24 protein-coding genes are annotated in these 26,158 nt (G+C 72.2%); 4 read left to right on the top strand and 20 right to left on the bottom strand.

Going from position 1 to position 26,158, the window contains the following annotated elements:
- The first annotated feature begins 59 nt into the window (after positions 1 to 59).
- From IEZ10_RS21420 to IEZ10_RS21410, 3 genes are all read left to right on the top strand, one after another.
- Positions 60 to 1,718, top strand: coding sequence for a class I adenylate-forming enzyme family protein (locus IEZ10_RS21420; protein WP_189248262.1), 1,659 nt, complete (start codon positions 60 to 62; stop codon positions 1,716 to 1,718).
- A gap of 121 nt (positions 1,719 to 1,839) precedes the next feature.
- Positions 1,840 to 3,093: an MFS transporter gene (locus IEZ10_RS21415; RefSeq protein ID WP_189248261.1), complete on the top strand. Its 1,254-nt coding sequence runs from the start codon at positions 1,840 to 1,842 to the stop codon at positions 3,091 to 3,093.
- A gap of 97 nt (positions 3,094 to 3,190) precedes the next feature.
- Positions 3,191 to 3,769 carry a Uma2 family endonuclease gene (locus IEZ10_RS21410; protein ID WP_189248302.1) on the top strand — a complete coding sequence of 193 codons (579 nt, stop codon included), beginning with the start codon at positions 3,191 to 3,193 and terminating at the stop codon, positions 3,767 to 3,769.
- 151 nt (positions 3,770 to 3,920) lie between these two features.
- Here the strand turns inward: IEZ10_RS21410 and IEZ10_RS21405 are convergent, their stop codons facing one another.
- From IEZ10_RS21405 to IEZ10_RS21325, 17 genes are all read right to left on the bottom strand, one after another.
- On the bottom strand, positions 3,921 to 4,166 hold the full coding sequence (locus tag IEZ10_RS21405) for a hypothetical protein (protein ID WP_189248260.1): 246 nt from the start codon (positions 4,164 to 4,166) through the stop codon (positions 3,921 to 3,923).
- Between the two features lie 85 nt (positions 4,167 to 4,251).
- On the bottom strand, positions 4,252 to 6,768 hold the full coding sequence (gene pheT, locus IEZ10_RS21400; RefSeq protein WP_189248259.1) for a phenylalanine--tRNA ligase subunit beta: 2,517 nt from the start codon (positions 6,766 to 6,768) through the stop codon (positions 4,252 to 4,254).
- The gene (gene pheS / locus IEZ10_RS21395) at positions 6,768 to 7,865 is read right to left on the bottom strand and encodes a phenylalanine--tRNA ligase subunit alpha (RefSeq protein WP_179827843.1); all 1,098 of its coding nucleotides are present in this window, start codon (positions 7,863 to 7,865) and stop codon (positions 6,768 to 6,770) included. The genes pheT and pheS overlap by 1 nt, the downstream gene beginning before the upstream one ends.
- A 71-nt stretch (positions 7,866 to 7,936) precedes the next feature.
- The gene (locus IEZ10_RS21390; RefSeq protein WP_189248258.1) at positions 7,937 to 9,019 is read right to left on the bottom strand and encodes a sensor histidine kinase; all 1,083 of its coding nucleotides are present in this window, start codon (positions 9,017 to 9,019) and stop codon (positions 7,937 to 7,939) included.
- A gap of 51 nt (positions 9,020 to 9,070) precedes the next feature.
- Entirely contained in the window at positions 9,071 to 9,901 is an 831-nt protein-coding gene (locus IEZ10_RS21385; RefSeq protein WP_189248257.1) for a TrmH family RNA methyltransferase, read from the bottom strand.
- A gap of 118 nt (positions 9,902 to 10,019) precedes the next feature.
- Positions 10,020 to 10,403, bottom strand: coding sequence for a 50S ribosomal protein L20 (gene rplT, locus IEZ10_RS21380; protein ID WP_189248256.1), 384 nt, complete (start codon positions 10,401 to 10,403; stop codon positions 10,020 to 10,022).
- A 24-nt stretch (positions 10,404 to 10,427) separates the two neighbouring features.
- Positions 10,428 to 10,622 carry a 50S ribosomal protein L35 gene (rpmI, locus tag IEZ10_RS21375; protein ID WP_068924211.1) on the bottom strand — a complete coding sequence of 65 codons (195 nt, stop codon included), beginning with the start codon at positions 10,620 to 10,622 and terminating at the stop codon, positions 10,428 to 10,430.
- Between the two features lie 130 nt (positions 10,623 to 10,752).
- The gene (infC, locus tag IEZ10_RS21370) at positions 10,753 to 11,394 is read right to left on the bottom strand and encodes a translation initiation factor IF-3 (RefSeq protein WP_229811483.1); all 642 of its coding nucleotides are present in this window, start codon (positions 11,392 to 11,394) and stop codon (positions 10,753 to 10,755) included.
- A gap of 311 nt (positions 11,395 to 11,705) precedes the next feature.
- Positions 11,706 to 12,548, bottom strand: a complete 843-nt coding sequence (locus tag IEZ10_RS21365) for a shikimate dehydrogenase (protein WP_189248254.1) — start codon at positions 12,546 to 12,548, stop codon at positions 11,706 to 11,708.
- Positions 12,545 to 13,690: an endolytic transglycosylase MltG gene (gene mltG, locus IEZ10_RS21360; protein ID WP_189248253.1), complete on the bottom strand. Its 1,146-nt coding sequence runs from the start codon at positions 13,688 to 13,690 to the stop codon at positions 12,545 to 12,547. The genes IEZ10_RS21365 and mltG (IEZ10_RS21360) overlap by 4 nt, the downstream gene beginning before the upstream one ends.
- Positions 13,691 to 13,853: 163 nt before the next feature.
- Positions 13,854 to 14,888, bottom strand: a complete 1,035-nt coding sequence (mltG, locus tag IEZ10_RS21355; RefSeq protein WP_229811482.1) for an endolytic transglycosylase MltG — start codon at positions 14,886 to 14,888, stop codon at positions 13,854 to 13,856.
- Entirely contained in the window at positions 14,885 to 15,382 is a 498-nt protein-coding gene (gene ruvX / locus IEZ10_RS21350; protein ID WP_189248252.1) for a Holliday junction resolvase RuvX, read from the bottom strand. The genes mltG (IEZ10_RS21355) and ruvX overlap by 4 nt, the downstream gene beginning before the upstream one ends.
- 51 nt (positions 15,383 to 15,433) lie before the next feature.
- Positions 15,434 to 18,106 (bottom strand): alanine--tRNA ligase, encoded by a 2,673-nt coding sequence (alaS, locus tag IEZ10_RS21345; protein ID WP_189248251.1) that lies wholly within the window; start codon positions 18,104 to 18,106, stop codon positions 15,434 to 15,436.
- A 1-nt stretch (position 18,107) separates the two neighbouring features.
- The gene (locus IEZ10_RS21340; RefSeq protein WP_179827830.1) at positions 18,108 to 18,362 is read right to left on the bottom strand and encodes a hypothetical protein; all 255 of its coding nucleotides are present in this window, start codon (positions 18,360 to 18,362) and stop codon (positions 18,108 to 18,110) included.
- Positions 18,359 to 18,754, bottom strand: a complete 396-nt coding sequence (locus IEZ10_RS21335) for a DUF948 domain-containing protein (RefSeq protein ID WP_189248250.1) — start codon at positions 18,752 to 18,754, stop codon at positions 18,359 to 18,361. Before IEZ10_RS21335 ends, IEZ10_RS21340 begins: the two co-directional genes overlap by 4 nt.
- 124 nt (positions 18,755 to 18,878) lie before the next feature.
- Positions 18,879 to 20,189 carry a replication-associated recombination protein A gene (locus IEZ10_RS21330; protein ID WP_189248249.1) on the bottom strand — a complete coding sequence of 437 codons (1,311 nt, stop codon included), beginning with the start codon at positions 20,187 to 20,189 and terminating at the stop codon, positions 18,879 to 18,881.
- Positions 20,190 to 20,278: 89 nt separating this feature from the next.
- The gene (locus IEZ10_RS21325; protein WP_189248248.1) at positions 20,279 to 20,773 is read right to left on the bottom strand and encodes a DUF2231 domain-containing protein; all 495 of its coding nucleotides are present in this window, start codon (positions 20,771 to 20,773) and stop codon (positions 20,279 to 20,281) included.
- A 249-nt stretch (positions 20,774 to 21,022) separates the two neighbouring features.
- Between IEZ10_RS21325 and IEZ10_RS21320 the strand changes: the two genes are divergently transcribed.
- On the top strand, positions 21,023 to 21,892 hold the full coding sequence (locus tag IEZ10_RS21320; protein WP_189248247.1) for a peptidylprolyl isomerase: 870 nt from the start codon (positions 21,023 to 21,025) through the stop codon (positions 21,890 to 21,892).
- 407 nt (positions 21,893 to 22,299) lie between these two features.
- On the opposite strand, the gene aspS is transcribed toward IEZ10_RS21320, so the two are convergent.
- The 3 genes from aspS to IEZ10_RS21305 are packed head-to-tail and all read right to left on the bottom strand — an operon-like array spanning position 22,300 to position 26,015.
- Positions 22,300 to 24,036 (bottom strand): aspartate--tRNA ligase, encoded by a 1,737-nt coding sequence (gene aspS / locus IEZ10_RS21315; RefSeq protein ID WP_189248246.1) that lies wholly within the window; start codon positions 24,034 to 24,036, stop codon positions 22,300 to 22,302.
- Positions 24,033 to 25,298, bottom strand: a complete 1,266-nt coding sequence (hisS, locus tag IEZ10_RS21310; RefSeq protein WP_189248245.1) for a histidine--tRNA ligase — start codon at positions 25,296 to 25,298, stop codon at positions 24,033 to 24,035. Before hisS ends, aspS begins: the two co-directional genes overlap by 4 nt.
- A gap of 3 nt (positions 25,299 to 25,301) precedes the next feature.
- Complete coding sequence (locus IEZ10_RS21305; RefSeq protein WP_189248244.1) at positions 25,302 to 26,015, bottom strand: MBL fold metallo-hydrolase; 714 nt, start codon at positions 26,013 to 26,015, stop codon at positions 25,302 to 25,304.
- Positions 26,016 to 26,158 lie beyond the last annotated feature (143 nt).

The following is a 26,158-nucleotide window of genomic DNA, read 5'->3' as shown; positions in this document are numbered from 1 at the left end:
ACCTACCGGTCGGTATCGTGGCCTGTCCGGTTCCCTTCGCCCCCGGGAGATGTGAACGCATGACTGTCGCCCATGACGAGGTCCAGGCCCGGCTCACCGGTCCGGGACAGCTGTTCGAGATGGTGGATGTTCCCGGCCACGGCGGCGCCGTCAGGACCTGGAAGCACGCCCCCGCCCACTTCCGCGCGTTGCTGGAGGGCAGCAGGCTCCACGGCGAGCAGGTCTTCCTCACCTACGAGGACGAGAGCCTCACCTACGAGGAGCACTTCCGCCGGGCCGCCACGCTGGCCCACCGCCTGGTCGCGGAGTACGGCGTGGCCAAGGGCGACCGGGTGGCCATCGCCATGCGCAACTACCCCGAATGGGTCGTCGCCTTCTCCGCGGCGCTGGCCGCCGGGGCGGTCGCCGTGCCGCTCAACGCCTGGTGGACCGCCCAGGAACTGGAGTTCGGCGTGTCGGACTCCGGCGCGAAGGTGGTGATCGCCGACGCCGAGCGTGCCGCGCGGCTCGCGGGCCGCGCGCCGCTGATCGTGGTCCGCGGCGAGGCGCCCGAGGGGGCGCGCCCGTTCGAGGAGGTGCTGGGCGAGGTCGCGGCGGACGTGACGCTGCCGGAGGTGGAGGTGTCCCCGGAGGACCCGGCGACCATCTTCTACACCTCCGGCACGACCGGCCGCCCCAAGGGCGCCCTCGGGAGCCACCGCAACCTCGGCCAGTCGCCGATGACGGTGGCCTACGGCATGATGCGCAGCCTCGCCAGGGCCGGCAAGGACCCGGCCGAGGCCGCCGGCAGGCGCCGCGTCACCCTCCTGACGGTGCCGCTCTTCCACGTCACCGGCTGCTTCGCGGTCATGACCACCACCATGTTCACCGGCGGCGGCCTGGTGCTGATGTACAGGTGGGACGCCGGGCGGGCCCTGGAGCTGATCGAGCGCGAGCGGATCACCACCCTCAGCGGGGTGCCCACCAACGTGTGGCAGCTGCTGGCCCACCCCGACCTGGGCAAGCACGACATCTCCAGCCTCACCTCACTGGGCTACGGCGGCGCCCCCGCCCCGCCCAAACTGCTGGAACGCATCACCGAGCGGCTGCCGAGCCGCGCCCCCTCCAACGGGTACGGCATGACCGAGACCACCGCGCTGGCGATCTACAACAGCGGCCCGGACTACCTCGCCAAACCCGACAGCATCGGCCTGCCGATGCCCGTGGTCGAGGTGAGGATCGCCGACCCGCTGGGCCGGGAGCTGCCGGCCGGCGAGGTCGGGGAGCTGTGCCTGCGCGGCCCCAACGTCATCCTCGGCTACTGGAACCGCCCCGAGGCCACCGCCGAGACCTTCGTCGACGGCTGGCTGCACACCGGCGACATGGCCCGGGTGGACGCGGAGGGGTTCGTCTACATCGTGGACCGGGCCAAGGACATGGTGATCCGCGGCGGCGAGAACGTCTACTGCGCCGAGGTCGAGGCCGCGCTGTTCGAGCACCCCGCGGTGGACGACGTCGCGGTGATCGGCATCCCCCACGAAGAGCTGGGCGAGGAGGTCGGCGCGGTGGTACGGCTGGCCTCCCCGGCGAGCGCCGAGGAACTGCGGGAGTTCCTGCTCGGGCGGATCGCGGCGTTCAAGGTGCCCGTCCGGTTCTGGGTCCGCGAGGGCGAGCTGCCCCGCAACCCCGGCGGCAAGATCCTCAAGACCCGCCTGCGCCAGGAGGTCCTCGGCTCCTGACGGCCGTCCGGCGGCGACCCGCGCGAAAACGGTTTGCCGGAACGCGGGTCGCCGCCGAGACTGGGTGCCCGTGCCCGAGACTCCCGACCGACCGCTCAGAACGCTGCTCCGCCGCCTCAGTATGGATCTGGGGCCCCTGCGTGACTCCCGCGACTTCCGGCTGCTCTTCGGCTCGGGGGCGGTCACGATGTTCGGCTCCTTCCTCACCCTGGTCGCGGTGCCGCTGCAGATGAAGGCGCTCACCGGCTCCTACCTGGCGGTCGGCCTGGTCAGCGTGGCCGAGTTCGTGCCGATGGTGGTGTGCGGCCTGTGGGGCGGGGCGATCGCGGACGCGCTGAACCGGCGGAAGATCATCCTCTACACCGAGGCGGGGCTCTGCGTCACGGTGCTGCTGCTGATGGTCAACGCGATGCTGCCCGCCCCGCACCCCTGGGTGCTGTACGTGGTCGGCGCGCTCTCGGCGGGCCTCGGCAGCCTGCAGCGCCCCAGCCTGGAGTCGCTGACGCCCCGCGTGGTCAGGCACGACCAGCTCACCGCGGCCGCCGCGCTGACCAGCTTCCGCTGGAACCTCGGCGCCATCGTCGCCCCCGGTCTCAGCGGCCTGCTCGTCACCTGGTCCGGATTCGCCGTCGCCTACGGCATCAACGTGGCGACCTACCTGGGCTCGCTGGCCCTGCTCTGGCCGGTGAGGACTCCCCCGCGGTCCGAGGACGCTCCCCAGGCGTCGATCAGGGCGCTGGTGGAGGGCGTCCGCTACGCCGTGGGCCGCCCGGACCTGATGGGCACCTACCTGGTGGACGTCGCCGCGATGATCTTCGCCTTCTCCACCGCGCTGTACCCGTTCCTCGCCGACGAGCTCGGCGTTCCCGAGCTGCAGGGCCTGTTCTTCTCCGCCTCGGCGGTCGGATCGCTGATCGCCTCCGTCACCTCCGGCTGGACCGGCCACGTCCACCGGCACGGCCTGGGCGTCGTCGCCGCGGCGATCGTGTGGGGAGCCGCGGTGGCGCTGGCGGCCGTCATGCCGACCGTCTGGGGCATCTTCGCCTGCCTGGCCCTGGCCGGCGCGGCCGACATGATCAGCGGTGTCTTCCGGTCCACCATCTGGAACCAGACCATCCCCGACGAGTTCCGCGGCCGGCTGGCCGGCATCGAGCTGCTCTCCTACACCAGCGGTCCGATGCTCGGCAACGCCAGGGCGAGCCTGATGGGCCAGCTCGGCGGGACCCGCTTCTCCTTGGGGGCGGGCGGCCTGCTCTGCGTCGGCGCGGTCGTCGCGATGGCCGGGCTGCTGCCCGGGTTCCGGAGATACGACGCCCGCACCGACGAGCACGCGCTCCGGGAGCGGGCCCGCCGGGAGGCCCTCAGCGGAACCTGACGTCGCGGCGGGCGACTCCCCTCACCGAACGGAGTCCCGCTGCTACGGTGGAGACATGACGGTCGACGTTCGGAGCCCTGAGACGGGGAGCCCCAAGATGACGGATTCGTCGCTGCCCGACTGGGCGTTCCCTCCCCCCGGAGGGTTCACCGCAGAAGACCTCGATCGCATTCCGCATCTGCCCGAACACACAGAGTTGATTGATGGAAGTCTGGTGTTCGTGAGTCCTCAGGCTTCTTTCCACACTCGGGCGGTTGATCTCCTGGTCGTCGCCCTGCGGCAACATGCCCCCCGGGAGCTGCGCGTGCGGCGTGAGATGAGCGTCGTCCTGGGCGCGAAGCAGCGGCCGGAGCCGGACGTCAGCGTCATCCGGGCCTCCGCCGAGCAGAGCCCCGAGCAGACCTTCTACCGGGGTGAGGACGTCATGCTCGTGGCCGAGGTGGTCTCACCCGAGTCCAAGGAGCGTGACCGCAAGCGCAAGCCGTCGCTGTACGCCGAGGCCGGCATCCGGCACTTCTGGCTCGTGGAGAACGACGCGGGCCGGCCCGTCGTCCACACCTACGAGCTCGACCACGTCACCGGCGCGTACGTCGTCACCGGTGTCCACCACGACCGGCTCAAGCTGTCGGCGCCCTTCGAGGTCGACATAGACCTGACGGAGATCGACGGCATCTGAGAGCCCGCCCCGCCTCGGACCGGCCGGGACCGCGACGGCCGGGCGCCCGCGGCCTCGGCCGGCACCGGCCCCGCTGAGGCCGGCTCTTCCGGGGCCGGCTTCTCTGAGGCCGGCCCCGGCGGGATCGACCGGCGGTCCGGCCGGGACCCGCTCAGTCCGTCTCGCGCCAGCCGCCGTACTCGTCGGCGAGCGTGTCCAGGCGGGCCAGTTCGTCCGCGGTCAGGCCGCCGGCCGCGACCTCGACGACCACGACCCACTGGGCGTCCTCGGCGTCGTCCTCGCCGGCCAGGGTCTCCCGGACGACGGCGGGCGTGCCCGCCCGCGGCAGCCCCTCCTCGACGAGCTCTGCGACCTCCTCGGCGTCGTCGCGGTCGGCGAACACCAGCAGGTGCCTCATCGTCCCTCCCGAACCGGATGGATCGGATCCGAATCCGAAGACGGGGTCCCGGCGGAAGGCTCCGCCGGGACCCCGGACACGCGGATCAGGCGCCGCGGAGCCGTGCCCCGGTGCGCTCGGCCGCCAGCGCCACGGCGGCGTCGCGGGCGGCGGTGGTCTCCTCGGCGGTCAGCGTCCGGTCCGCCGCCCGGAAGCGCAGCGTGTAGGCGAGGGACTTGTTGCCCTCGCCGGCCTGGGCGCCGGTGTAGACGTCGAACAGGCGGATCGACTCCAGCAGGTCGCCCGCGCCCTCGCGCAGCGCCGCCTCCACCTCGGCCACCGGGGTGGCGGAGGCGACGACGAGCGCGACGTCCTGGGTGGCGACCGGGTAGGCGGAGATCGACGACACCTGGACCGGACCGGCCGACAGCGGCTCCAGCCGGGTGAGCTCCAGCTCCATCGCGGCGGTGCGCGGCGGCAGGCCGTACGCCTCGATGACGCGCGGGTGCAGCTCTCCGGCGTGGCCGACGAGGACGTCCCCGGCGTACAGGGCGGCGCAGCGGCCCGGGTGCCAGGGCTCGTGCCGGTCGGCGCGCACGCTCAGCTCGACCCCGGCCTCGCGGGCCACCACGCGGGCCGCCTCGATGGCGTCGGCCCAGCTCGCGGTGCGCCCGCCGCCCCACCAGCCGGACCGCTCGAACTCCCCGGCCAGCACCGCGGCGACCCGGACCGGCTGGGCGGGCAGCGCGGACTCGATCGAGGCGAGCTCCTCGGCGGTGGGCCTGCGGTCCACGCCGAGGACCGGTGCGGTCGCCGGGGCGTCCCGGTCAGGCCGGTAGACCAGACCCGTCTCGAACAGCGTGAGGTCGGCGAAGCCCCGGCCCGCGTTGCGCACCAGCGTCCTGAGCAGCCCCGGCAGCAGGGTGGTCCGCATCAGCGGCTCGTCCTCGCTGAGCGGGTTGGCCAGCCGTACGGCCAGGCGGCGCTCGTCGCCCGCGGGCAGCTGCAGGGCGTCCAGGTCGCGCTCCCCCATGAAGGGGTAGGCGAGGACCTCGACGTATCCCGCGCCGGCCAGCGCCCGGCCGACCCTGCGGCGCAGCCGCTGGCCCTCGGTGAGGCCGGCGCCCGCCGGGGCGGCCGGCAGGACGGAGGGCAGCTTCTCGTAGCCCTCCAGCCGGATGACCTCCTCGGCGAGGTCGTTGGGGTCGGTCAGGTCGGGCCGCCAGGAGGGCGGGGTGACCGTCAGCATGTCGTCGCCGGTGACGGCGAGCCTGGCGGCGATCCCGCCGGCCGGGGCGGCGCCGCCGGCCTGGACCGTGCAGCCCACCTGCTCCAGGCGGCGGACGACCGTCTCGCGGTCGTAGGGGATCCCGGCGACCCGGCCGGGGTGGCCGCTCGGCATGGCGACGCGGACCGGCTCGACCTCGGCCTCGGCGTGGGTGACGCCCGGCTGGATGGTGCCGCCGCCCAGCTCGGCCAGCAGCCGCGCCGCCTTCCAGGAGGCGTACAGCGGCAGCTCGCGGTCGACGCCCCGCTCGAAGCGCTTGGACGCCTCGCTGACGAGGTTGTGGCGGCGCGACATCCGCGCGACGCCGCTGGGCGAGAAGTGCGCGGCCTCGATCACGATGTCGGTGGTCTCACCGGAGATCTCGGTCTTCAGGCCGCCCATCGTCCCGGCCATGGAGATCACCCCCGAGCCGTCGGTGATCAGGACGTCCTCGGGGTGGAGCGCGCGGACGACGTGGTCGAGGGTCTCCAGGGTCTCCCCCGGCTCGGCCCGGCGCACCACGATCTCACCGGTCAGCGTCGCCGCGTCGAAGGCGTGCAGCGGCTGGCCGAGCTCCAGCATCACGTAGTTGGTGACGTCGACGGCCAGCGAGACCGGGCGCACGCCGGCGCGGGCCAGGCGCACCCGCAGCCACAGCGGGCTCTCCGCCGCCGGGTCGAAGCCGCGGACCTCGCGCAGCACGAAGCGGTCACAGGCGGACGGGTCGGCGATGGAGGCCGGGTGGGCGGGGCCGGAGCCGTCGGGCGGGGTGATGTCGGCCGGGTCGCGGAACGGCACGCCGAAGGCGGTCGCGGCCTCCCGTGCCACACCCCGGACGGACAGCGCGTAGCCGACGTCGGGGGTGATCTCCAGCTCGATCACGTCGTCGCGCAGGCCGAGCAGCTCGACCACGTCGACGCCGATCGGGGTGCCGGGCGACAGCACGAGGATGCCGGGCGAGGACTCGGCCACGCCGAGCTCGGCCTCCGAGCAGATCATGCCGTCGGAGAGACGGCCGTAAGTCTTGCGGGAGGCGATCTCGAAGCCCCCGGGCAGCACCGCGCCGGGCAGCGCGACCGGAACACGGTCGCCGGCCTGGAAATTGGTCGCGCCGCACACGATCTCGCGCGGCGCGGCCTCCCCCACCTCGACCTGGCAGTGCCGGATGGGCTTCTTGAAGCCGGAGAGCTCCTCGATGGAGAGCACCTCACCGACCACGACGTTCTTGATGTCGTGGCCGTAGGAGGTGATCGCCTCCAGCTTGAGGCCGGCGCGGGTGAGCGCGTCGGCGACCTCGTGGGCGGTGACGGCGGGGAGATCGACGTACTCCCGCAGCCATGAGAGCGGGACCTTCATCAGACCTCCATACCGAACGGGAGCGTGAAGCGGACGTCTCCCTCGACCATGTCGCGCATGTCCTCGACGTTGTGGCGGAACATCAGCGTGCGCTCGATGCCCATGCCGAAAGCGAAACCGCTGTAGCGGGCCGGGTCGACGCCGCAGGCGACGAGGACCCGCGGGTTGACCATGCCGCAGCCGCCCCACTCGATCCAGCCCTCCGACTTGCAGGTGCGGCAGGGCGGGTTGCCGGGCGTCGCCGAGGCGCCGCGGCAGACGAAGCACTTGAGGTCCATCTCGGCGGACGGCTCGGTGAACGGGAAGTAGTTGGGCCGGAACCGGGTGGTGATGCCCTCGCCGAACATGACCTCGGCGAACCGGTCGAGGGTGCCCTTGAGGTGGGCCATGGTCAGGCCCTCGTCGATCGCCAGCCCCTCGACCTGGTGGAAGACCGGGGTGTGGGTCGCGTCGAGCTCGTCGGTGCGGAACACCTTGCCGGGCGAGACCACGTAGACCGGCAGGCTCCGGCCGAGCAGCGCCCGGATCTGCACCGGCGAGGTCTGGGTGCGCAGCACCTTGCCGGATTCGACGGACTCGACGAAGAACGTGTCGTGCTCCGAGCGGGCCGGGTGGTCGGGCGAGATGTTCAGCGCGTCGAAGTTGAACCACTCGCCTTCCAGCTCGGGCCCCTCGGCCACCTCGTAGCCCATCGCGACGAACGCGTCGGCGACGCGCTCCTGCAGCGTGGTCAGCGGGTGGCGGGCGCCGCGCGGGGCGCGGTCCCAGGGAAGGGTGACGTCGACGGTCTCCTCGACGAGGACCCGCTCGTCACGCTCGGCCTCCAGCTGGGCCTGGCGCTCGGCGAGGGCCTCGGCGACGGCCTTGCGCGCGCCGCCGATCCGCTTGCCGGCGTCGGCGCGGGCCGCCGGGGGCAGCGCGCCGATCTCGCGGTTGGCGAGGGCGATGGGTGAGCGGTCTCCGGCGTGCGCGAGCCGTACCTGCTTGAGTTCGTCGAGGTCGCGCGCCGCCTTGATGGCGTCGAGCGCGTCGTCCCGCATGCGCGCGAGCTCGTCGGCGTGCAGCGGTGTCACCTCGACCGGGTCGTAGTTAGACAAGGGAGCTCCGAATCCAGGGCTTAGGCGGCCATGAGTCTAGTCGGGAGAGCCCACCGGGCCTGCATCGACGCTCAGGCGAAGTCAGGGGTGCCGGTGGGCACGGTAAATCGGAACTCGGCGCCGCCCTCGGGGCCCCGCCGCACGGAGATGGTGCCGCCGTGCGCCTCGATCAGGCCCTTGACGATGAACAGGCCGAGCCCGGTGCCTCCCCGGCGGCGGGCGTTGCCCCGCCAGAACTGCCGGAACACGCGTGTGACCAGCTCGGGCGGGATGCCCTCACCCTGGTCGCGGACGGACACGGTGACTCCCCAGTCGTTCGGCTCGATGGTTATTGTCACCGTACCGCGACCGTGGCGCACCGCGTTTTCCAGCAGGTTGGCCAGAACCTGGTCGATTTTGTCCTGATCGAGCCAGGTCTCGGGGAGTTCGCCGCGGACCTCCAGCCGGAAGCGGTCCTCCGGCTCCCCCGCCGCCACCCGCCCGGCGATGATCTTCCGGGCCCTGGCCGGGACGTCGACCACCTGGCGGTGGATCTCCAGGCGGCCCGACTCGATGCGGGAGACGTCGAGCAGCTCGGTGATCAGCCGGGTCACCCGGTCGGCGTCGGCGTTGACCGTCTCCAGCATGACGAGCTTCTGGTCGTCGGTGAAGCGGGTCCACTTGGCCAGCAGCGTCGCGGTGAAGCCCTTGACGCTGGTCAGCGGGGAACGCAGCTCGTGGGCGACCGTGGAGACCAGGTCGGCGCGGCTGCGTTCCAGCCGGGCGCGGGCGCCCGCGTCGCGCAGGGTGATCACCACCCGGACGACCGGTCCGCCCCGCTCGGGCCGGCGCACCAGGCGGGCGGCCACGAGCATCTCCTGCCCGCCCGGGACGCGCAGCGGCAGCTCCGGCTGGCGGGCCCGGCCGGGCAGGCCGCCGTAGGGGTCGAACCACTTCCACCAGTCGCGCCCGTCGTGGTCCCGGAAGGAGAACACGTCCCGCAGGTGCCGTCCGACGGCCCGGTCGCGGGTGACGCCGGTGAGGCGGGTGGCGGCGCGGTTGACGGCCAGCACGTGGCCGTCCCGGTCGGTCACGACGAGGCCGTCGGGGAGGTCGTCCACGTCGATCACACAGGCGGAGTCAGCGCTCCGTTCGTCGGTGTGTTCGCCGTGCACGACCCCGCCTCCTCGACGCTACACCGCCGACAATAGCGGGTTTCCCGCGTCCTACGGCAGCCTCGGGACGCTGCTCCGGGAACCGGCCCGCTGAGATCGGGCAGATGCGTACAGACAGACCGCGGCGGCGGTCGCGAGGTTGAGGCTCTCGGCCCCGCCGTAGATCGGGACGCGGACGACGTCGTCGGCCAGTTTCAGGATCTCCTCCGGCAGCCCCCACGCCTCGTTGCCGAAGACCCAGGCGATCGGCCCGGACAGGTCGACGTCGTCGAGGGTGTGCTCGCCGGCGCCGTCGGCCGCCAGGACCCGCAGGCCCCGCTCCTTCAGCCGCCCCACGGCCCGCGCCACGGGGGTCCCCGTGACCACCGGGAGGTGGAACAGGCTGCCGGCGCTGGCCCGGACGCACTTGCCGTTGTAGGGGTCGACCGAGGCGTCGGTGAAGACGACCGCGTCGGCGCCGGCGGCGTCGGCGGTGCGCAGCACGGTGCCGGCGTTGCCCGGGTCGCGGACGTGCGCCAGCACGGCCACCAGCCGGGCGTCGGCCGTGACGGCGTCGTCCAGGGGGACGTGCACGAACCGGCAGACGGCCAGCAGGCCCTGCGGGGTGACGGTCTGGGCGAGCTCGGCCATGACCTCGCCGCTGGCGCGCTGCGACGGCACACCGGCCGCCGCGGCGGCGGCGACGATGTCGGCGTGCCGGACCTCGGCCTCGGCGGTGGCGAACAGCTGCGTCACGACGCCGTCCAGCGCCAGGGCCTCGCGTACGGCCTGCGGCCCCTCGGCGATGAAGGACCGGTCGCGGTCCCGGAAGGCGCGCTTGGTCAGCCGCCGCACGGCCTTGACCCGCGGCGACTTGATGTTGGTCAGCTCAGATCCCGCCATGTTCGAAGGTCCCGCCATGTTCGAATCCCCCAAGAATGCGAACGCGGCCCACAGCGTGATCGCTGTGGGCCGCACCCTCGCCGGCACCGGGCCGCGGGCCCGGCGGCAGGCGCGTTGCTCAGCCGGCGACCGGCGCGTTCACGTCGGCCGGGAGCGCCTTCTTGGCGGCCTCGACCAGCGTCGCGAACGTGGCGGCGTCGTTGACCGCGAGGTCGGCGAGGATCTTGCGGTCGACCTCGATGGAGGCCAGGCGCAGACCCTGGATGAGCCGGTTGTAGGTGATGCCGTTCTGGCGGGCAGCGGCGTTGATGCGCTGGATCCAGAGACGGCGGAAGGTGCCCTTGCGGTCCTTGCGGTCGCGGTAGGCGTAGGTCATCGAGTGGAGCATCTGCTCCTTGGCCTTGCGGTACAGACGCGACCGCTGGCCCCGGTAGCCGCTCGCCCGCTCGAGAACGACCCTGCGCTTCTTCTTGGCGTTGATCGCCCGCTTCACGCGTGCCATGTCTATCTATCTCCCCGGGGGTCGTTACTTGGCGAGCAGCTTCTTGATCTTCTTGGTGTCGGCGTCGGACAGCACGACCTCGGGCTTGAGACGACGCGTAAGGGTGGAGGACTTCCACTCGTTGTAGTGCGCGCGGTTGGCGCGGCGCCGCTTGATCTTGCCGGTGCCGGTGAGCCGGAACCGCTTCTTCGCACCGCTGTGCGTCTTCATCTTCGGCATCTCAGCCGTCTCTCCCTCGATCGTGCCGATGTCCCGGGCCGGTAACCCGAGTCAAGGGCATGCCTGACTGCGAGACCGGACCCGGTCTCGGCTTAGTCCCGCGACTGCCCGGCGGTCCGGGCCGTGCGAGTCACTCCTGCGGGACGGCCGCGCCGTCTTCGACGGGCGCCGGAACCTCTTCGGAGGTCTCGTCACGTCGCGCCTTGGCCGCCGCCTTCTCGGCCTTGGCCTCGGCCTTCTTCTTGTGCGGACCGATCACCATGATCATGTTTCGGCCGTCCTGCTTGGGCTGGGACTCCACGAAGCCGAGCTCCGAGACGTCCTCCGCCAGCCGCTGCAGGAGCCGGAAACCCAGCTCGGGCCGGGACTGCTCCCGCCCGCGGAACATGATCGTGACCTTGACCTTGTCCCCGGCCTTGAGGAACCGCACCACGTGACCCTTCTTGGTCTCGTAGTCGTGCGGGTCGATCTTCGGACGGAGCTTGATCTCCTTGATGATCGTGTACGCCTGGTTGCGCCGCGCCTCGCGTGCCTTCATCGCGGACTCGTACTTGAACTTGCCGTAGTCCATGAGCTTGCACACGGGCGGGCGAGCCGTAGCCGCGACCTCCACGAGGTCGAGGTCGGACTCCTGAGCCAGCTTCAGGGCATCGCCGATGGAGACGATGCCGACCTGCTCGCCGTTCGGGCCGACGAGGCGGACCTCGGGGACACGAATACGGTCGTTGATGCGGGGCTCGGCGCTGATGGGGCCTCCTAGGTCGCGATCCACCGCCGGCTTGTCCGGCGGCGTCTGCCACATACTCGATCGTGCCGGGAAGTCACCCCCCGGGGCCCCGAGGGCCCGGAACGCGAAATGCCCCGCACGTCGCGCATGCGGGGCCACATGAGCTCATCGACTTCGCCGCCGTGGGCTCTCTCCGGAGTCAACCGGTGTGATCCTTGACCTGCCGGCCTTTCGGCCGACCAGGTGGGAGGTGAACCTCCGCTTGCGCGTCCAGCAGGCATGCCGGACCGATCGAGTAGTCACTCTATCACAACACCCGGAACCGCCCGAACCTTCCCGGGAGCGGCCGGGGCCGGTCAGCCCGTGGCGGCCCGCCGGGCGATCTCGGCCTCGCCCGCCGCGCGCATCGCCTCGACCGGCACGTCGGACCGGCCGGTCATCAGCTCGACCTGACGGACCGCCTGGTGCAGCAGCATGGGGAAGCCGCCGACCACGATGCCGCCCCGGGCGGCCACGGCCGCGGCCAGGCGGGTGGGCCACGGGGCGTAGACGACGTCGAAGAGCGCGGGCACCCCGGCCACCAGGTCCGCCAGGCCGTCGGCGGCGCCCGCGGGCATCGTCGAGACCACCAGGTCCGCCTCCAGGGCCGTGCCGATCTTGTCGAAGGTCAGCACCTGCAGGGCCGTCTCCAGCCGCTCGGCGGTCTCGGCGGTCGGCCGGGCCCGCTCCGGGTCGCGCACCACGAGGGTCGCCTCGGCCAGGCCCAGCTCGCGCAGCGCGGCCAGTGCCGAGGCGGCCGTGGCCCCGCCGCCGAGGATCGTCGCCGACCGGGGCGGCGCCACCCCGGCCTCGGCGAGCGCCCGGACGATGCCGTGGACGTCGGTGTTGTGGCCGTGGCGGGCGCCGCCGGCGAAGACCACGGTGTTGGCCCCGCCCACCTGTACGGCGAGCTCGGAGACCGTGTCCAGCAGCGGCAGCACCGCGCGCTTGAGCGGCATGGTCAGCGACAGGCCGACCCATTCGGGGCCGAGCCCGGCGACGAGGCCGGGCAGGGCGGCCTCGTCGCACTCGATCGCCTCGTAGCGCCACCCGTCCAGGCCCATGGCCGCGTAGGCCGCGCGGTGCAGGACCGGCGACAGCGAGTGGGCGATGGGCGACCCGAGGACGGCGGCCCTGGCGGCCTGGGGAACGCCGGTCATCCGCCCGCCTTGTTCCGCTCGTACTCCGCCTTGATCTTGAAGAAGTCGGCCTCGTTGGTGGCGAACTTGGTGATGCGGCGCTTGGGGTCGACGGTGACGAAGAACTTCCAGTCGCCCTTGGCCGGGTTGAGCGCCGCCTGGATGGCGTCGTCGCCCGGGTTGGAGATCGGCCCGGGCGGCAGGCCGGGATGCTTGTAGGTGTTGTAGGGCGAGGCGGTCTCCGTCTCGGCGTGGCTGGCCTCGATGCCGTACTTGTTGAGCGCGTACATGACCGTGCTGTCCATCCCGAGGTTCATCGGCGGGCTGGAGTGGAGCCGGTTGTAGATGACGCGGGACATCTTGGCCATGTCGTCGAGGCTGCCGGCCTCGGCCTGGACGATGCTGGCGATCGTCACGATCTGGTGCGGGGTGTAGCCCAGGGCCTTGGCCTCCCTGGCCAGGCTCTCCTTCTCGGCGGTCTCCTTGAAGCGGTCGACCATCGCGGTCAGGATGTCGGAGGCGGTCATCTTGGGGGTGATCTCGTAGGTCGCCGGGAAGACGTAGCCCTCCGGGTTGCCCTTGGCGTAGGAGGGCAGGTCCAGCGCCTTGACGTTCTTGGCGGCTCGCTGGAACTCCTTCAGCGGCTTGCCGGTCTGCTTGGCGAGTTCCTCCAGTACGGCCGTCAGGCGCAGGCCCTCCTTGATGGTCACCCGCTCGTGCAGCCGCTTGTCCGGGTCGAGCAGCTTCACGGCCTCGGCGGCGGCCATCTGCTTGCGCATCCGGTACTCGCCGGGCTGCAGGGAGGAGCTCTTGCCGGCGTCGGTGATGGCGTCGGTGAACGCCTCGGAGCTCTTGACGACGTCCTTCTCCTGGAGGGTCTGGGCGATCTGGGAGGCGCTCTCGCCCTCCTTGATCTCCACGACGACCTCGCCGCTGCCCGGGCCCTTGTAGTCCTCGACGGTCATCGCGTCGCGTACCCACAGGTAGCCGTAGTAGCCGCCGGCGCCGAGGCCGCCGACCAGGATGATGACCGCGAGCATCGGGGCGAGGAACCCGCCGCGGTTACGGCGCCGGCGCCTGCGGCGCCCGCGGCCGGTCCGGCGGGGGCGGCGCGAGGGATCGTCGTCGGCGCCGACCAGGAAGTCCATATCGAGATCGTTCATAGGTGCGCTGGCCAATCTCCCGGGTGGGACGGCCTGGCGTCAAGCGGGCATGCCAAACCGAGGGGGGACACGGGGTCGAGCGGCCCGGTGTCCCGGGATCCGCGCCTCGGCCGCGCAGTGGGCATCGCCGCTTGCGGCGGAACCGGGGGTGTTCCGCCGGACATCAATGCGTCCCGAGGTATCTGTTCAGCTCTTCCCGGTATCTCACGAACTCACTCTCTTTGTCAGTGAATTTCGTGATTCTATGCTTTGGATCGGTTGTGACAAACCAGAACCAATCGCCCCGATCCGGACGGAGAGCTGCGATCATCGCCTTCTCCCCCGGGTTCGCGATCGGTCCCGGAGGCAGGCCGGGATGAGCGTAGGTGTTGTAGGGCGACTTCACCTTCGTGTCCTTCTCCGTCACCCTGAGTGTCCGGCGGTTCTGCGCGTAGAGCACCGTGCTGTCGATCTGCAGCGGCACGCCCGCCTTGATCCGGTTGTAGATCACTCTAGCGATCTTCGGGTAGTCGGAGTCGCGCCCGCCCTCCGCCTGGACGAGGCTGGCCACCGTGACCGCCTCCAGCGGCGTCAGGCCGCGCTCGGCCGCGCGGTTCTCCAGCTCCAGCTTGGCCGCGGCGCTTTTGTACCGTTCCACCATGAGACCGAGCACGTCGGCGGGGGTCATGTCCGGCTCGACCTCGTAGGTGGCCGGGAACATGAAGCCCTCGGGTCCCTTGGCGTAGGGCGGCAGCTCCAGCTCCTCACGGTCCTGGGAGGCCCGGACGAAGGCATCCCTGGGCATCCCGGTCTTGGCTGCCAGCCTGTCGAACAGCTCCGTCAGGCGCAACCCCTCGGGGATCGTGACCCTGCGCACCACCCGCGCCCCCGGGGCGAGCAGCAGGTCGAGGGCCGAGGCGGCGGCCATGCCCTTCCGCAGGCGGTAGTGGCCGGGCCGCAGGCTGCCGGTCTTGGCCCGCGCCTCGGCCGCCTTGACGAACGCCCCGGCGCTCGCGACGACCCCCGCGTCGGCCAGCGTCTCGGCGACCTCCCCGGCGCTCGCGCCCGAGGGGATCCGCACGACGACCGAGCCCGAGCCGGGCCCGGCGAAGTCGTCGGGCATCAGCCGCGGCCCGACCACCACGTAACTCCCGGCGGCCGCCGCGAGGACGACCGCGGCCGCCCCGCCCGCCAGCAGCCACGCGGGCCGGGGGATCACCGCGGTGTCCCGTCACCCGACCCCGCGACGGGCGGCCCGCCCGGCGGCGCCAGCGCGCTGCCCGGCGGCCTCCCGGTGGCGCGCTCGGCGTCCAGGGCGGCCTGCAGCAGCACGATGGCCGCCGCCTGGTCCACCACGCCGCGCTGGTTTCTGGCCTTCACCCCGCTGGCCCGCAGGCCCTGCTGGGCGGTGACCGTGGTCAGCCGTTCGTCGAACAGCCGCACCGGGACGGGCGCCAGCCGGTGGGCGACCCGGGCCGCGAAGTCGCGGGCGAGCGCCGCCGCCTGCCCCTCCCGGCCCGACAGCGAGGTCGGCAGCCCGACCACGATCTCGACGACGTCGTACTCTGCCGCGATCTCCGCGAGCCGTTCCAGGTCTCCTCTGCCGCGCCGTACGGTCTCCACCGGCGTGGCCAGCAGCCCCGAGGGGTCGCTGCGGGCCACGCCGATGCGGACCGAGCCGACGTCGACGCCCAGGCGAATGCCGTTTCTCATGTGGTCATCGTCCCCGCCTCCGGGCCTCGTCAGACCCTCGGACACCCGGCGTCAGGAGGCCGCCTGCACGATCGCCTGCTGCACGGCGCCGAGCGCGTCGCCGATCGCCTCGGGACGGGCCCCGCCACCCTGCGCGACGTCGTCCTTGCCGCCACCGCCGCCACCGAGCGCCTTGGCCGCGACGCCGACGAGCCGGCCGGCCTTCAGGCCCCGGGCACGCCCGGCATCGTTGACGGCCGCGACGACGACGGGCCGGTCACCGGGCACGCCGGCGACGACGACCACGGCGGCGCGGTCGGCGGGGAACCGGCCGCGCACGTCGAGCGCCAGCTTGCGCAGGTCGTCCGGGGAGGTGCCGTCGGGCGCCCGGTGCGTCACGACCGAGACGCCGTCCAGGTCGCGGGCACCGGCGGCCAGCTCACCGGCCACCGCGAGCACCTGGGCCGAGCGGAGCCGCTCCAGCTCCTTCTCGGCGGTGCGCAGCCGGGTGACGATGCCCTCGATCCGCTCGGGAAGCTCCTCGCGGCGGGCCTTGAGCTGCTCGGACAGCTGGGCCACCAGCACGCTCTCGCGGGCCAGGAACCGGAAGGCGTCCAGGCCGACCAGGGCCTCCACGCGGCGCACACCGGCGCCGATCGAGGACTCGCCCAGCACCTTGACCAGGCCGAGCTGGCCGGAGCTGGCGACGTGGGTGCCGCCGCACAGCTCCCGGGAGTAGTCGCCGACCTCGACGATGCGGACGGTCTCGCCGTACTTCTCGCCGAACAGGGCCAGCGCGCCCATCGCCCGGGCCTCGGCCTGGGAGGTGTGGAAGGCGTTGACCGTGAGGTCGTTGATCAGGACGGCGTTGACCTCGTCCTCGACGTCGCGCAGCACGCTGGGCGGCACGGCGCCGGCGGCGGTGAAGTCGAAGCGGAAGCGGCCGGGCGAGTTCTCCGAGCCGGCCTGCGCCGCCGTCTCGCCCAGCGCGTTGCGGAAGCCGCGGTGCACCAGGTGGGTGGCGGTGTGGCTGCGGGAGATGGCGCGGCGCCGCTCGACGTCGATCTCGGCCTGGGCCTGGTCGCCCACCCGGATCTCCCCGCCGCGGACCTTGCCGCGGTGCACGATGACGCCCGCGACCGGGGACTGCACGTCCACGATCTCGACCTCGGCGCCGTCGGTGCGGATGACGCCCTGGTCGGCGAGCTGGCCGCCGCCCTCCGCGTAGAAGGGGGTACGGCTCAGCACGACCTCCACCGTGGTGCCCGCTCCGGCCGCAGGGACCGGGGCGCCGTCCACCAGCAGGCCGATGACCTGCGCCTCGGCCGTCACCTGGTCGTAGCCGAGGAAGTCGACCTTGCCGGTCTTCTCCAGGATCCGGCCGAACACCGAGATGTCGGCGTTGCCGGTCTTCTTGGCGGCGGCGTCGGCCTTGGCGCGGTCGCGCTGCTCCTTCATCAGCCGGCGGAAGCCCTCCTCGTCGACCTTGAGGCCCTGCTCGGAGGCCATCTCCAGGGTCAGGTCGATCGGGAAGCCGTAGGTGTCGTGGAGCTGGAAGGCCTGGTCACCGCCGAGGGTGCCCCGCCCCTTGCGCTTGGTCTCCTCCACCGCCGCGTCGAAGATCGCGGTGCCGGTGCGGAGGGTGCCCAGGAAGGACGCCTCCTCGGCGTCGATCACGGCGTGGATCTGCGGGGCGTCGGCCCTGAGCTCGGGGTACAGCTCGCCCATCACGGCGATGGTCACCGCGGTGAGCTCGTGCATGTAGCGCTCCTCGCCCGCGCCCAGCAGGCGCAGGTTGCGGACGGCGCGGCGCAGGATGCGCCGCAGCACGTAGCCGCGGCCCTCGTTGGAGGGCAGCACGCCGTCGGCCACCAGCATCACGCTGGTGCGGACGTGGTCGGCGACGACCCGCAGCGAGACGTCGGCGCGCTCGTCGCGGCCGTAGCGCGTCCTGGTGAGCTCGGCGGCCCGGTCGAGGATCTTGTAGGTGGTGTCGATCTCGTAGATGTTGTCGACACCCTGCAGGATCGCCGCCATGCGCTCCAGGCCCATGCCGGTGTCGACGCTCCGGGCGGGCAGCTCGCCGGCGACGTCGAAGTCGGTCTTGCTGCGGACCGCGCCGAGCTGGAACTGCATGAAGACGTTGTTCCAGACCTCGAGGTAGCGGTTCTCGTCGGCGACGGGACCGCCGTCCCTGCCGTACTCGGGGCCGCGGTCGTAGTAGATCTCGGTGCAGGGGCCGCCCGGGCCGGGCACGCCCATGTGCCAGTAGTTGTCCTCCAGGCCGCGGCGCTGGATGCGCTCGGCCGGGACGCCGACCTTCTCGTGCCAGATGCCGTAGGCCTCGTCGTCGTCCTGGTAGACGGTGACCCACAGGCGGTCGGCGGGGAAGCCGAAACCGCCCTCGGACTCGGGCTTGGTCAGCAGCTCCCAGGCGAGCGGGATCGCCTGCTCCTTGAAGTAGTCGCCGAAGGAGAAGTTGCCGAGCATCTGGAAGAACGTGGCGTGCCTGGTGGTCCTGCCGACCTCGTCGATGTCAGGGGTGCGCACGCACTTCTGGACGCTGGTGGCCCGCTTGAACGGGGGCTTCTGCTGCCCGAGGAAGTAGGGCTTGAAAGGCACCATGCCCGCGGGCACCAGCAGCAGCGTCGGGTCCTCGGCGATCAGGCTGGCCGAGGGCACGACGGTGTGCCCACGCTCCTCGAAGAAGCGCAGGAAGCGGCGCGCGATCTCTGCCGACTCCATTTCAGCGGCCGTCCTTTACGTCGTAGTGGTTGGTGTCGTCAACACTGTCCAGCCCGAACCGGGAGCGCAACTCGGTTTCCCGCCGGGCGGCGCCGTCCAGGGCGTCGCCCGCGAACTCCCGCGCCTGCTCCAGCATCCCGGCGGCGCCGTGAAGGGTGCGCCGGGCCACGTGGTTCGGATGCAATGCCTGCAGCTTACGCATTGTCCACACCGCGCAGAACGCGCCGAGGGACATGTAGAACAGCCGGCGGATCATGACCTGCGCCCCTCCAGCACCCGGGGGGCGGACCGGCCGCGGGAGCGGCGGGCGCCCAGGGCCTGCCGGACGCCGTGGCCCAGCGCCGCCACCTTGATCAGCGGCCCGGTGACGAGGGTCTGCGTGACGTCGCTGACCTTGGCGACGTGCCCGCTGACCTGCTTGACGTCCTTGGCGATGGCCTCGACGGCGACGAGCTGGCGGTTGGCCTCGCTGACGGTTGCCGTCACGTCCTCCAGCAGCGGCACCACGCGGTCGCCCAGATCGGAGACCATCTTGGACGTCTGGGTCAGCAGGCGTGCCAGCCTGACCAGGACCACGGCAAGAAAGCAGACCAGGATCGCCCAGAACATGGCGACTATCAGGCCCGCGACCTCTCCGGCGGTGAGCATGCGCCGATCTCCCTACTTCACCCGGCTGGAACGGCAAGACCCTATCGCGTCTCACCGCCCGTTCCCGGCACGCGTCCCGCGAACGACGAGGAGGGACCGGGGGAAACGGCCCGGGCGGTGGTGGTCAGCGGCCGCGCAGGAAAGCGCGGATCCGCGTCCAGCGGTCGGCGAAGCCGGCCTCGGCGCCGTGCCGGGTGGGCCGGTAGTAGCGGCGGTCACGGATCTCGGCCGGGGCGTAGTCCTGGCGGACCAGGCCGTGCTCGAAGTCGTGGGGGTACTTGTAGCCCTCGCCGTGGCCGAGCTTGCCGGCCCCGGCGTAGTGGGAGTCGCGCAGGTGGGCGGGGACCTGGCCGATGTCGCCGCGCCGCACGTCCGCGGCGGCGGCGTCGACGGCGGTGATCACGGCGTTGGACTTGGGGGCCAGCGCGCAGTGGATCACCGCCTGGGCGAGGTTGAGCCGTCCCTCGGGCAGACCGACGAACTCCACCGCCTGGGCCGCGGCCACCGCGACCTGCAGGCAGGTGGGATCGGCCATGCCGACGTCCTCGGAGGCGAAGATGACGATCCTGCGGGCGATGAACCGGGGGTCCTCGCCCGCCTCGACCATGCGGGCGAGGTAGTGCAGCGCGGCGTCCGCGTCGGAGCCCCGCATGCTCTTGATGAAGCCGCTGATCACGTCGTAGTGCTGGTCGCCCTGGCGGTCGTAGCGCACGGCCGCCTTGTCCACCGCGCGCTCGACCGTCTCGACGGTGATCTCGCCGTCGGCGATCAGCGCGGCGGCCTCCAGGTAGGTGAGGGAGCGGCGGGCGTCGCCGCCGGCCAGCCGTACAAGGTGGTCGGCGGCCTCCGGCGCCAGCGTCACCTTCCCGTCCAGGCCGCGCGGGTCGGTGACGGCGCGCTCCAGCACCTTCCTGACGTCGTCGTCGGACAGGGGTTCCAGCGTCAGCAGCAGCGAGCGCGACAGCAGCGGCGAGATGACGGAGAAGAACGGGTTCTCGGTGGTCGCGCCGATGAAGGTGACCCAGCGGTTCTCCACCGCGGGCAGCAGGGCGTCCTGCTGGGCCTTGTTGAAGCGGTGCACCTCGTCCACGAACAGGACCGTCTGCCGGCCGGACATGCCCAGCTCCCGCCGGGCCGACTCGATGGCCGCGCGGACCTCCTTTACGCCCGCCGACACCGCGGAGACCTCGACGAACCGGCGCTCGGTGGCGCCGGCGACGACGTAGGCGAGGGTGGTCTTGCCCGTGCCGGGCGGACCCCACAGGAACAGCGACATCGGGGCCTCGGACTCGACGAGCCGGCGCAGCGGCGTGCCGGGGCCCAGCAGGTGACGCTGGCCGATCACCTCGTCCAGGCCGCGCGGGCGCATCCGCACCGCCAGGGGCTCGTGGCCCCGATGGGTTTCCTCCGCCACCGCGTCGAACAGGCTGTCCACGTCTCGACAGTACCGCCAGGGCGCGCGGGCGGCGGCCGGGGACCGCAGGGGCCGGGACCGTCCGGGGCCGCGGGGCGGGGCGCCCCGGATCAGCCTCCCCAGACGGCCACGGCGCCGCTGTGGCCGGCCCGCACCGCGTAGTAGCCCGCCACGACGGCCACGACCGCGGTGAGCACCGCGACGGACGTCGTCACCGCGCGGCCGCCACCACCCTCCCGGCCACCGCCCTCACCGCCGTCCCGGCCGCGGCGCACGAGGTGGAGCAGGACGAGCGAGAGCACGCCCAGCACGAGGGCGGCGATCAGCAGGGGATCGGCGAACTCCTCGTGCTCGGCGATGCGCCGGGCCAGCGTCCCGGTCGCCGAGGCGAAGTTCCGGTGCTCCAGCGACTCGCCGCTCTCCTTGGCGGCGAAGGCGGCGATCGGGGCGGCCACCGCCAGCCCCGCCACCGCCCAGCCGAGCGCGGGGCGCGTGCGGGGCGCCAGCCCGTAGACGGCGGCCAGGGCCGCGAGGGCCGGGACCGCGATCACGGCGGCGTGGACGATCAGGGGGTGGGCGGGCAGGCCGAGGATCTCGTCGAACATGTGGTGCTCCGGTCGATGGGGGTCGCCGCTCTCGCCGGCGCCGGGCGCCGTTGCCGGCCGCCGGCGCCGGAGATCGGAATCTATCGCGTGGAAGCTTCACAACACAGCAGGACAAAGCACGTAAATATCCACGTACCTCCGCCGTTGACACTCGTCACTTACGTTCAGCACACCTGGGGGCCGGTACGCTTTCGGCCAGTCGAAAGTAATGAGACGGCAAACCCGACGGCATACCTGGAGGACATAGCGGTGAGCGGCGAGGACCGCCAGAGCCAGCTGGCGCGAGAGCACAAGGAGCGGCAGGCTCAGCGTGCCGAGCAGGCGGGCAAGGCGAAGCGGAACACCTTCATCGGTGCCGGCGTCGCCGTGGCCGTCGTCGCCGCGGGCGCGGTCGCCATCACGGCCTTCACGGGGGGAGACGACCCCAAGCCCGCGGCCGCCTCCTCCCCGGCCCCCTCGACCGCGGCGCCCCAGGCGACCCCGACCATCCCGGCCGCCCCCGGCAAGGTGACCTGCTCCTACCGCAAGGACACCAGCGGCGCGCCCGCCAAGAAGGTGGGCATGCCACCGAGCAAGCCCAACCTCAAGCTCAAGACCATGACGGTCACCACCAACCACGGTGACATCGTGATCGACCTGATGACGCAGCAGGCTCCCTGCGCCGTGAACTCCCTGGCGTTCCTGGCCAAGAAGAACTTCTACGACGGCACCAAGTGCCACCGTCTGGCCACCCCGGAGAACTCCGGCGTGTCCCTGCTGCAGTGCGGCGACCCGCAGGCCAAGGCCGACGGCAAGAACCCCACCGACGGCCAGGGCACCTCGGGTTACGTCTTCGACGACGAGAACCTCGGCATGCCGTACGCCAAGGGCGTGGTGTCGCTGGCCCAGCCGGCGGACGCCTCGAACCAGAACGGCAGCCAGTTCTGGTTCTCGCTGGGCGAGGAGAACACCCAGCTGGAGACCGCCTACACGCCGTTCGGCATGGTCTCCAAGGGCATGGACATCCTGGAGAAGATCTCCCAGGGCGGGTGGATCACCAACCCCGATGACATCACCGGTGACGGCGGCTCCACCGCGCCCAAGATCCCGGTGATCGTCAAGGACGTGAAGCTCTCCTAGAGGGCTCTTGGAAGGCCGGTGTTCCGGCGGTCCGCGCGGGCCCGCCGGAACACCGGCCTTCCGCGTGTCCGGGGTCGTCCGCGCCGGGACCTCCCGGCGGCTCGTCCTCCCGCGTCCGGAGCCGGGTACGGCCCTCCCCCGCGCCCGGCGGCCGGTCCCGGCCCCGGGCGCGCCGCGGAGGCTCCCCCGCGCACGGCCCCGAACGCGGCCACGGGGCCCGTCCCGCCTCGCGGGCGATGGGGACGGGGATCCGGCGGAAGGACCGCTGAGGCCGCCGGAGCAGCCCGTGAGGGCCCGGCCGGGCCCACGGCGCCGGAGCCCGCGGGAGGAACCCGTACGGCCCCGCACACGGGCCGGGCCCCGGACGGGAGGATCCGTCCGGGGCCCGGCCGCACGCCGCGCGGGGTTTACGCCTCGCTCTTGGGCTTGGCGTCCACCCCGGCCTCCTTGCGCTGCTCACCCGTGATCGGGGTGGGCGCGCCGGTCAGCGGGTCGAACCCGGAGGCCGTCTTCGGGAAGGCGATGACGTCGCGGATGGAGTCTCCGCCCGCCAGCAGCATGCAGATGCGGTCCCAGCCGTAGGCGATGCCGCCGTGCGGCGGCGGGCCGTACTTGAACGCCTCCAGCAGGAAGCCGAACTTGCTCTCGGCCTCCTCCTTGGAGATGCCCAGCACGTCGAAGACGCGCTGCTGCATCTCGGCGCGGTGGATTCGGATGGAGCCGCCGCCGATCTCCATGCCGTTGCAGACCATGTCGTAGGCGTAGGCCAGGGCCTCGGCCGGGTGGTCCTGGAAGTTGTCGGCCCACTCGGGCTTGGGGCCGGTGAACGGGTGGTGCACCGCGGTCCAGCCGCCCTCGCCGTCCTCCTCGAACATCGGGGCGTCGACGACCCACAGGAAGCTCCACTGCGACTCGTCGATCAGCCCGCAGCGGCGGCCGATCTCCAGCCGGGCCGCGCCGAGCAGGTCGCGGGCCTCCGAGGGCTTCCCCGCCGCGAAGAAGACGGCGTCGCCGGGGGCGGCGCCGACCTTCTCGGCCAGGCCGGCGCTCTCGCTCTCCGAGAGGTTCTTGGCCACCGGGCCGCCGAGCGTGCCGTCCTCGCCGACGAGGACGTAGGCGAGGCCCTTGGCGCCGCGCGACCGGGCCCACTCCTGCCAGGCGTCGAGCTCCCGGCGGGTCTGGGAACCGCCGCCCGGCATGACCACGGCGCCGACGTACGGGGCCTGGAAGACCCGGAAGGAGGTGCCGGAGAAGTACTCCGTCATCTCGACGAGCTCCTGGCCGAAGCGCAGGTCCGGCTTGTCGGAGCCGTAGCGCGCCATGGCCTCGGCGTAGGTCATCCGGGGCAGCGGCGACGGCAGCTCGTAGCCGACGATCTCCTTCCAGACGCGGCCGACCAGCGCCTCGCCCAGCGCGATGACGTCGTCCTGGTCCACGAAGGACATCTCAACGTCGATCTGGGTGAACTCCGGCTGGCGGTCGGCGCGCAGGTCCTCGTCGCGGAAGCAGCGGGCGAGCTGGTAGTAGCGCTCCATGCCGGCGACCATGAGGAGCTGCTTGAACAGCTGCGGCGACTGCGGCAGGGCGTACCAGCTGCCCGGCTGCAGGCGGACCGGGACCAGGAAGTCGCGGGCGCCCTCGGGCGTGGAGCGGGTGAGCGTCGGGGTCTCGATGTAGTTGAACCCGTGCTCGTGCATCACCTCGTGGGCGAGGTAGGTGGCCTTGGAGCGGATCCGCAGGGCCTGCGCGACCTGCGGGCGGCGGATGTCGAGGTAGCGGTGCCTGAGCCGGGCCTCCTCCGAGACGCCCGCGGCGCCCTCGACCGGGAACGGCAGCGGCGCGGCCTCGCTGAGCACCTCGACCCGGGAGGCGACGACCTCGATTTCGCCGGTCGGCAGGTCGGGGTTCTCGTTGCCCTCGGGACGGACCCGCACCTCGCCGACGACCTTGACGCAGTACTCGGCGCGCAGGCCGTGCGCGTCGTCCTCCTCGCGGAAGACCACCTGGGAGGAGCCGGAGGCGTCGCGCAGGTCGATGAAGACCACGCCTCCGTGGTCGCGGCGGCGCGCCACCCATCCGGCCAGCGTCACCTGCTCGCCCGCGTGCTCCTTGCGCAGTGATCCCGCTTCGTGCGTGCGGATCATTTCCTCAGTCTCTCCTTCAGAGTCTCGACGATCTCAGCGAGCGGCACGGCGGTCTGGTCACCGCTGGCCAGATTCTTGACCTGGGCGGACCCGGCGGCGAGGTCACGCTCGCCGAGGATCACGGCGTAGTCCGCGCCCGACCGGTCGGCGCCCTTCATCGCGCCCTTGAGACCCTTGCCGCCGAACGACATGTCGGCGTCGAGGCCCGCGCGGCGCAGCTCGGTGATGAGCAGGAACATCCGGCGGCGCGCCTCCTCACCCAGCGGCACACCGTACACCTGCACGCGGGAGGCGGCCTCCTCGGCTCCGAGCAGCCCCTCGGCCTCCATGGCCAGGACGGTGCGGTCGACGCCCAGCGCCCAGCCGACGCTGGGCAGGGCCGGGCCGCCGAGCATCTCGCTCAGGCCGTCGTAGCGACCGCCGCCGCCCACCGCCGACTGCGAGCCCAGCCCGCCGTGGACGAACTCGAACGTGGTGCGCGTGTAGTAGTCGAGCCCGCGGACCAGCCTCGGGTCGTCGGTGTAGGTCACGCCGGAGGCGGTCAGCAGCGCGCGGACCTCCTCGTGGTAGGTCTTGCACGCCTCGCACAGGTGGTCGACGACCAGGGGCGCGCCGGCGAGCTGCGCCTGCACCTCGGGCCGCTTGTCGTCGAGCACGCGCAGCGGGTTGATCTCGACACGCTGCCGGGTGGCCTCGTCGAGGTCGAGCGCGCGCAGGAAGTCCTGCAGCGCCGCGCGGTAGGCGGGACGGCACTCCCGGCAGCCCAGCGTGTTCAGCAGCAGCCGCACACCCGTCAGCCCGAGACCGGCGTAGCCGTCGGCGGCCATCACGATCAGCTCCGCGTCGAGTGCCGGGTCCTCGGCGCCCAGCGCCTCCGCGCCGACCTGCCAGAAGTGGCGGTAGCGGCCCTTCTGGGCCCGCTCGTAGCGGAACTGGCTGCCGGAGTACCAGAGCTTCACGGGCAGCTGGCCGTTGTGCAGGCCGTGCTGGAGGACCGCCCGCACGACCGAGGCGGTGCCCTCCGGCCGCAGCGTGAGGGAGCGGCCGCCCTTGTCGGTGAAGGTGTACATCTCCTTGGAGACGATGTCGGTGGACTCGCCCACCCCGCGGACGAACAGTGCGGTGTCCTCGAAGACGGGGGTCTCGACGTAGCCGTAGCCGGCGCGGCGGACCGGAGCGGTCAGCGCCTCACGTACGGCGAGCGCCACCTCCGAACGGGGTGGAAGCCAGTCAAAGGTGCCCTTGGGCGCCTGCAGAGTCATCTCTTATAGTCCCCTGGTGGGTCCCGCTCCCGGCGCCGACTCCACTCGCCCGGCGAGTTCGGCGAGGTACGGGTTGGTGGCGCGTTCGCGGCCGATCGTGGTCTGTGGTCCGTGGCCGGGCAGGACCACCGTCTCGTCCGGCAGCGGCAGGCACTTGGCCGCCAGGCTGCGCAGGATGGTCGGATGGTCGCCGCCCGGGAGGTCGGTGCGGCCGATGGAGCCGGCGAACAGCAGGTCGCCCGAGAACATCACATCCGGGATCTCCTCGGATGCGGGCAGCCTGAAGGTCACCGACCCCCTGGTATGGCCGGGGGCGTGGTCGACGGTGATCTCCATGCCCGCCAGCTCCAGCACCTGGCCGTCGGCCAGCTCGCGGACGTCGTCGGGCTCGGTGAAGGTCAGCCCGCCGAAGAACTGCTGCCTGGCCGCGAGCGGCAGCCCCTTGCCGGGGTCGGACAGCAGATCGCGGTCCTCGGAATGGATCCACGCGGGGACGTCGCGGGCGCCGCAGACGGGGGCGACCGACCACATGTGGTCGACGTGCCCGTGGGTGACCAGCACCGCGACCGGCCGCAGCCGGTGCTCGCGCAGCACGTCGTCGAGGTCGGCGACCGCGTTCTGCCCGGGGTCGACGACGACGCACTCCTCGCCGGCGGCGGGAGCGACGACGTAGCAGTTGGTCTGGAACGACCCGGCGGGAAAGCCGGCGATGAGCATCTGCCTCAGCCGATCTCGTCAAGAATACGGATGGGAATGTAACCGAAGGGTACCGGTGCGGGTCGCCGGGCTGCGAACCATCACCCTTTGGCCGATACGATTCGCCCACCTCAATAAGTAACACTCCGGCACTCGGGAGGGCG

It is taken from the genome of Streptosporangium pseudovulgare, from assembly GCF_014648055.1.
Lineage (GTDB): Bacteria > Actinomycetota > Actinomycetes > Streptosporangiales > Streptosporangiaceae > Streptosporangium > Streptosporangium pseudovulgare.
Note: the sequence above shows the minus strand (reverse complement) of the source record. Positions and strands in the feature narration are given on the sequence as shown.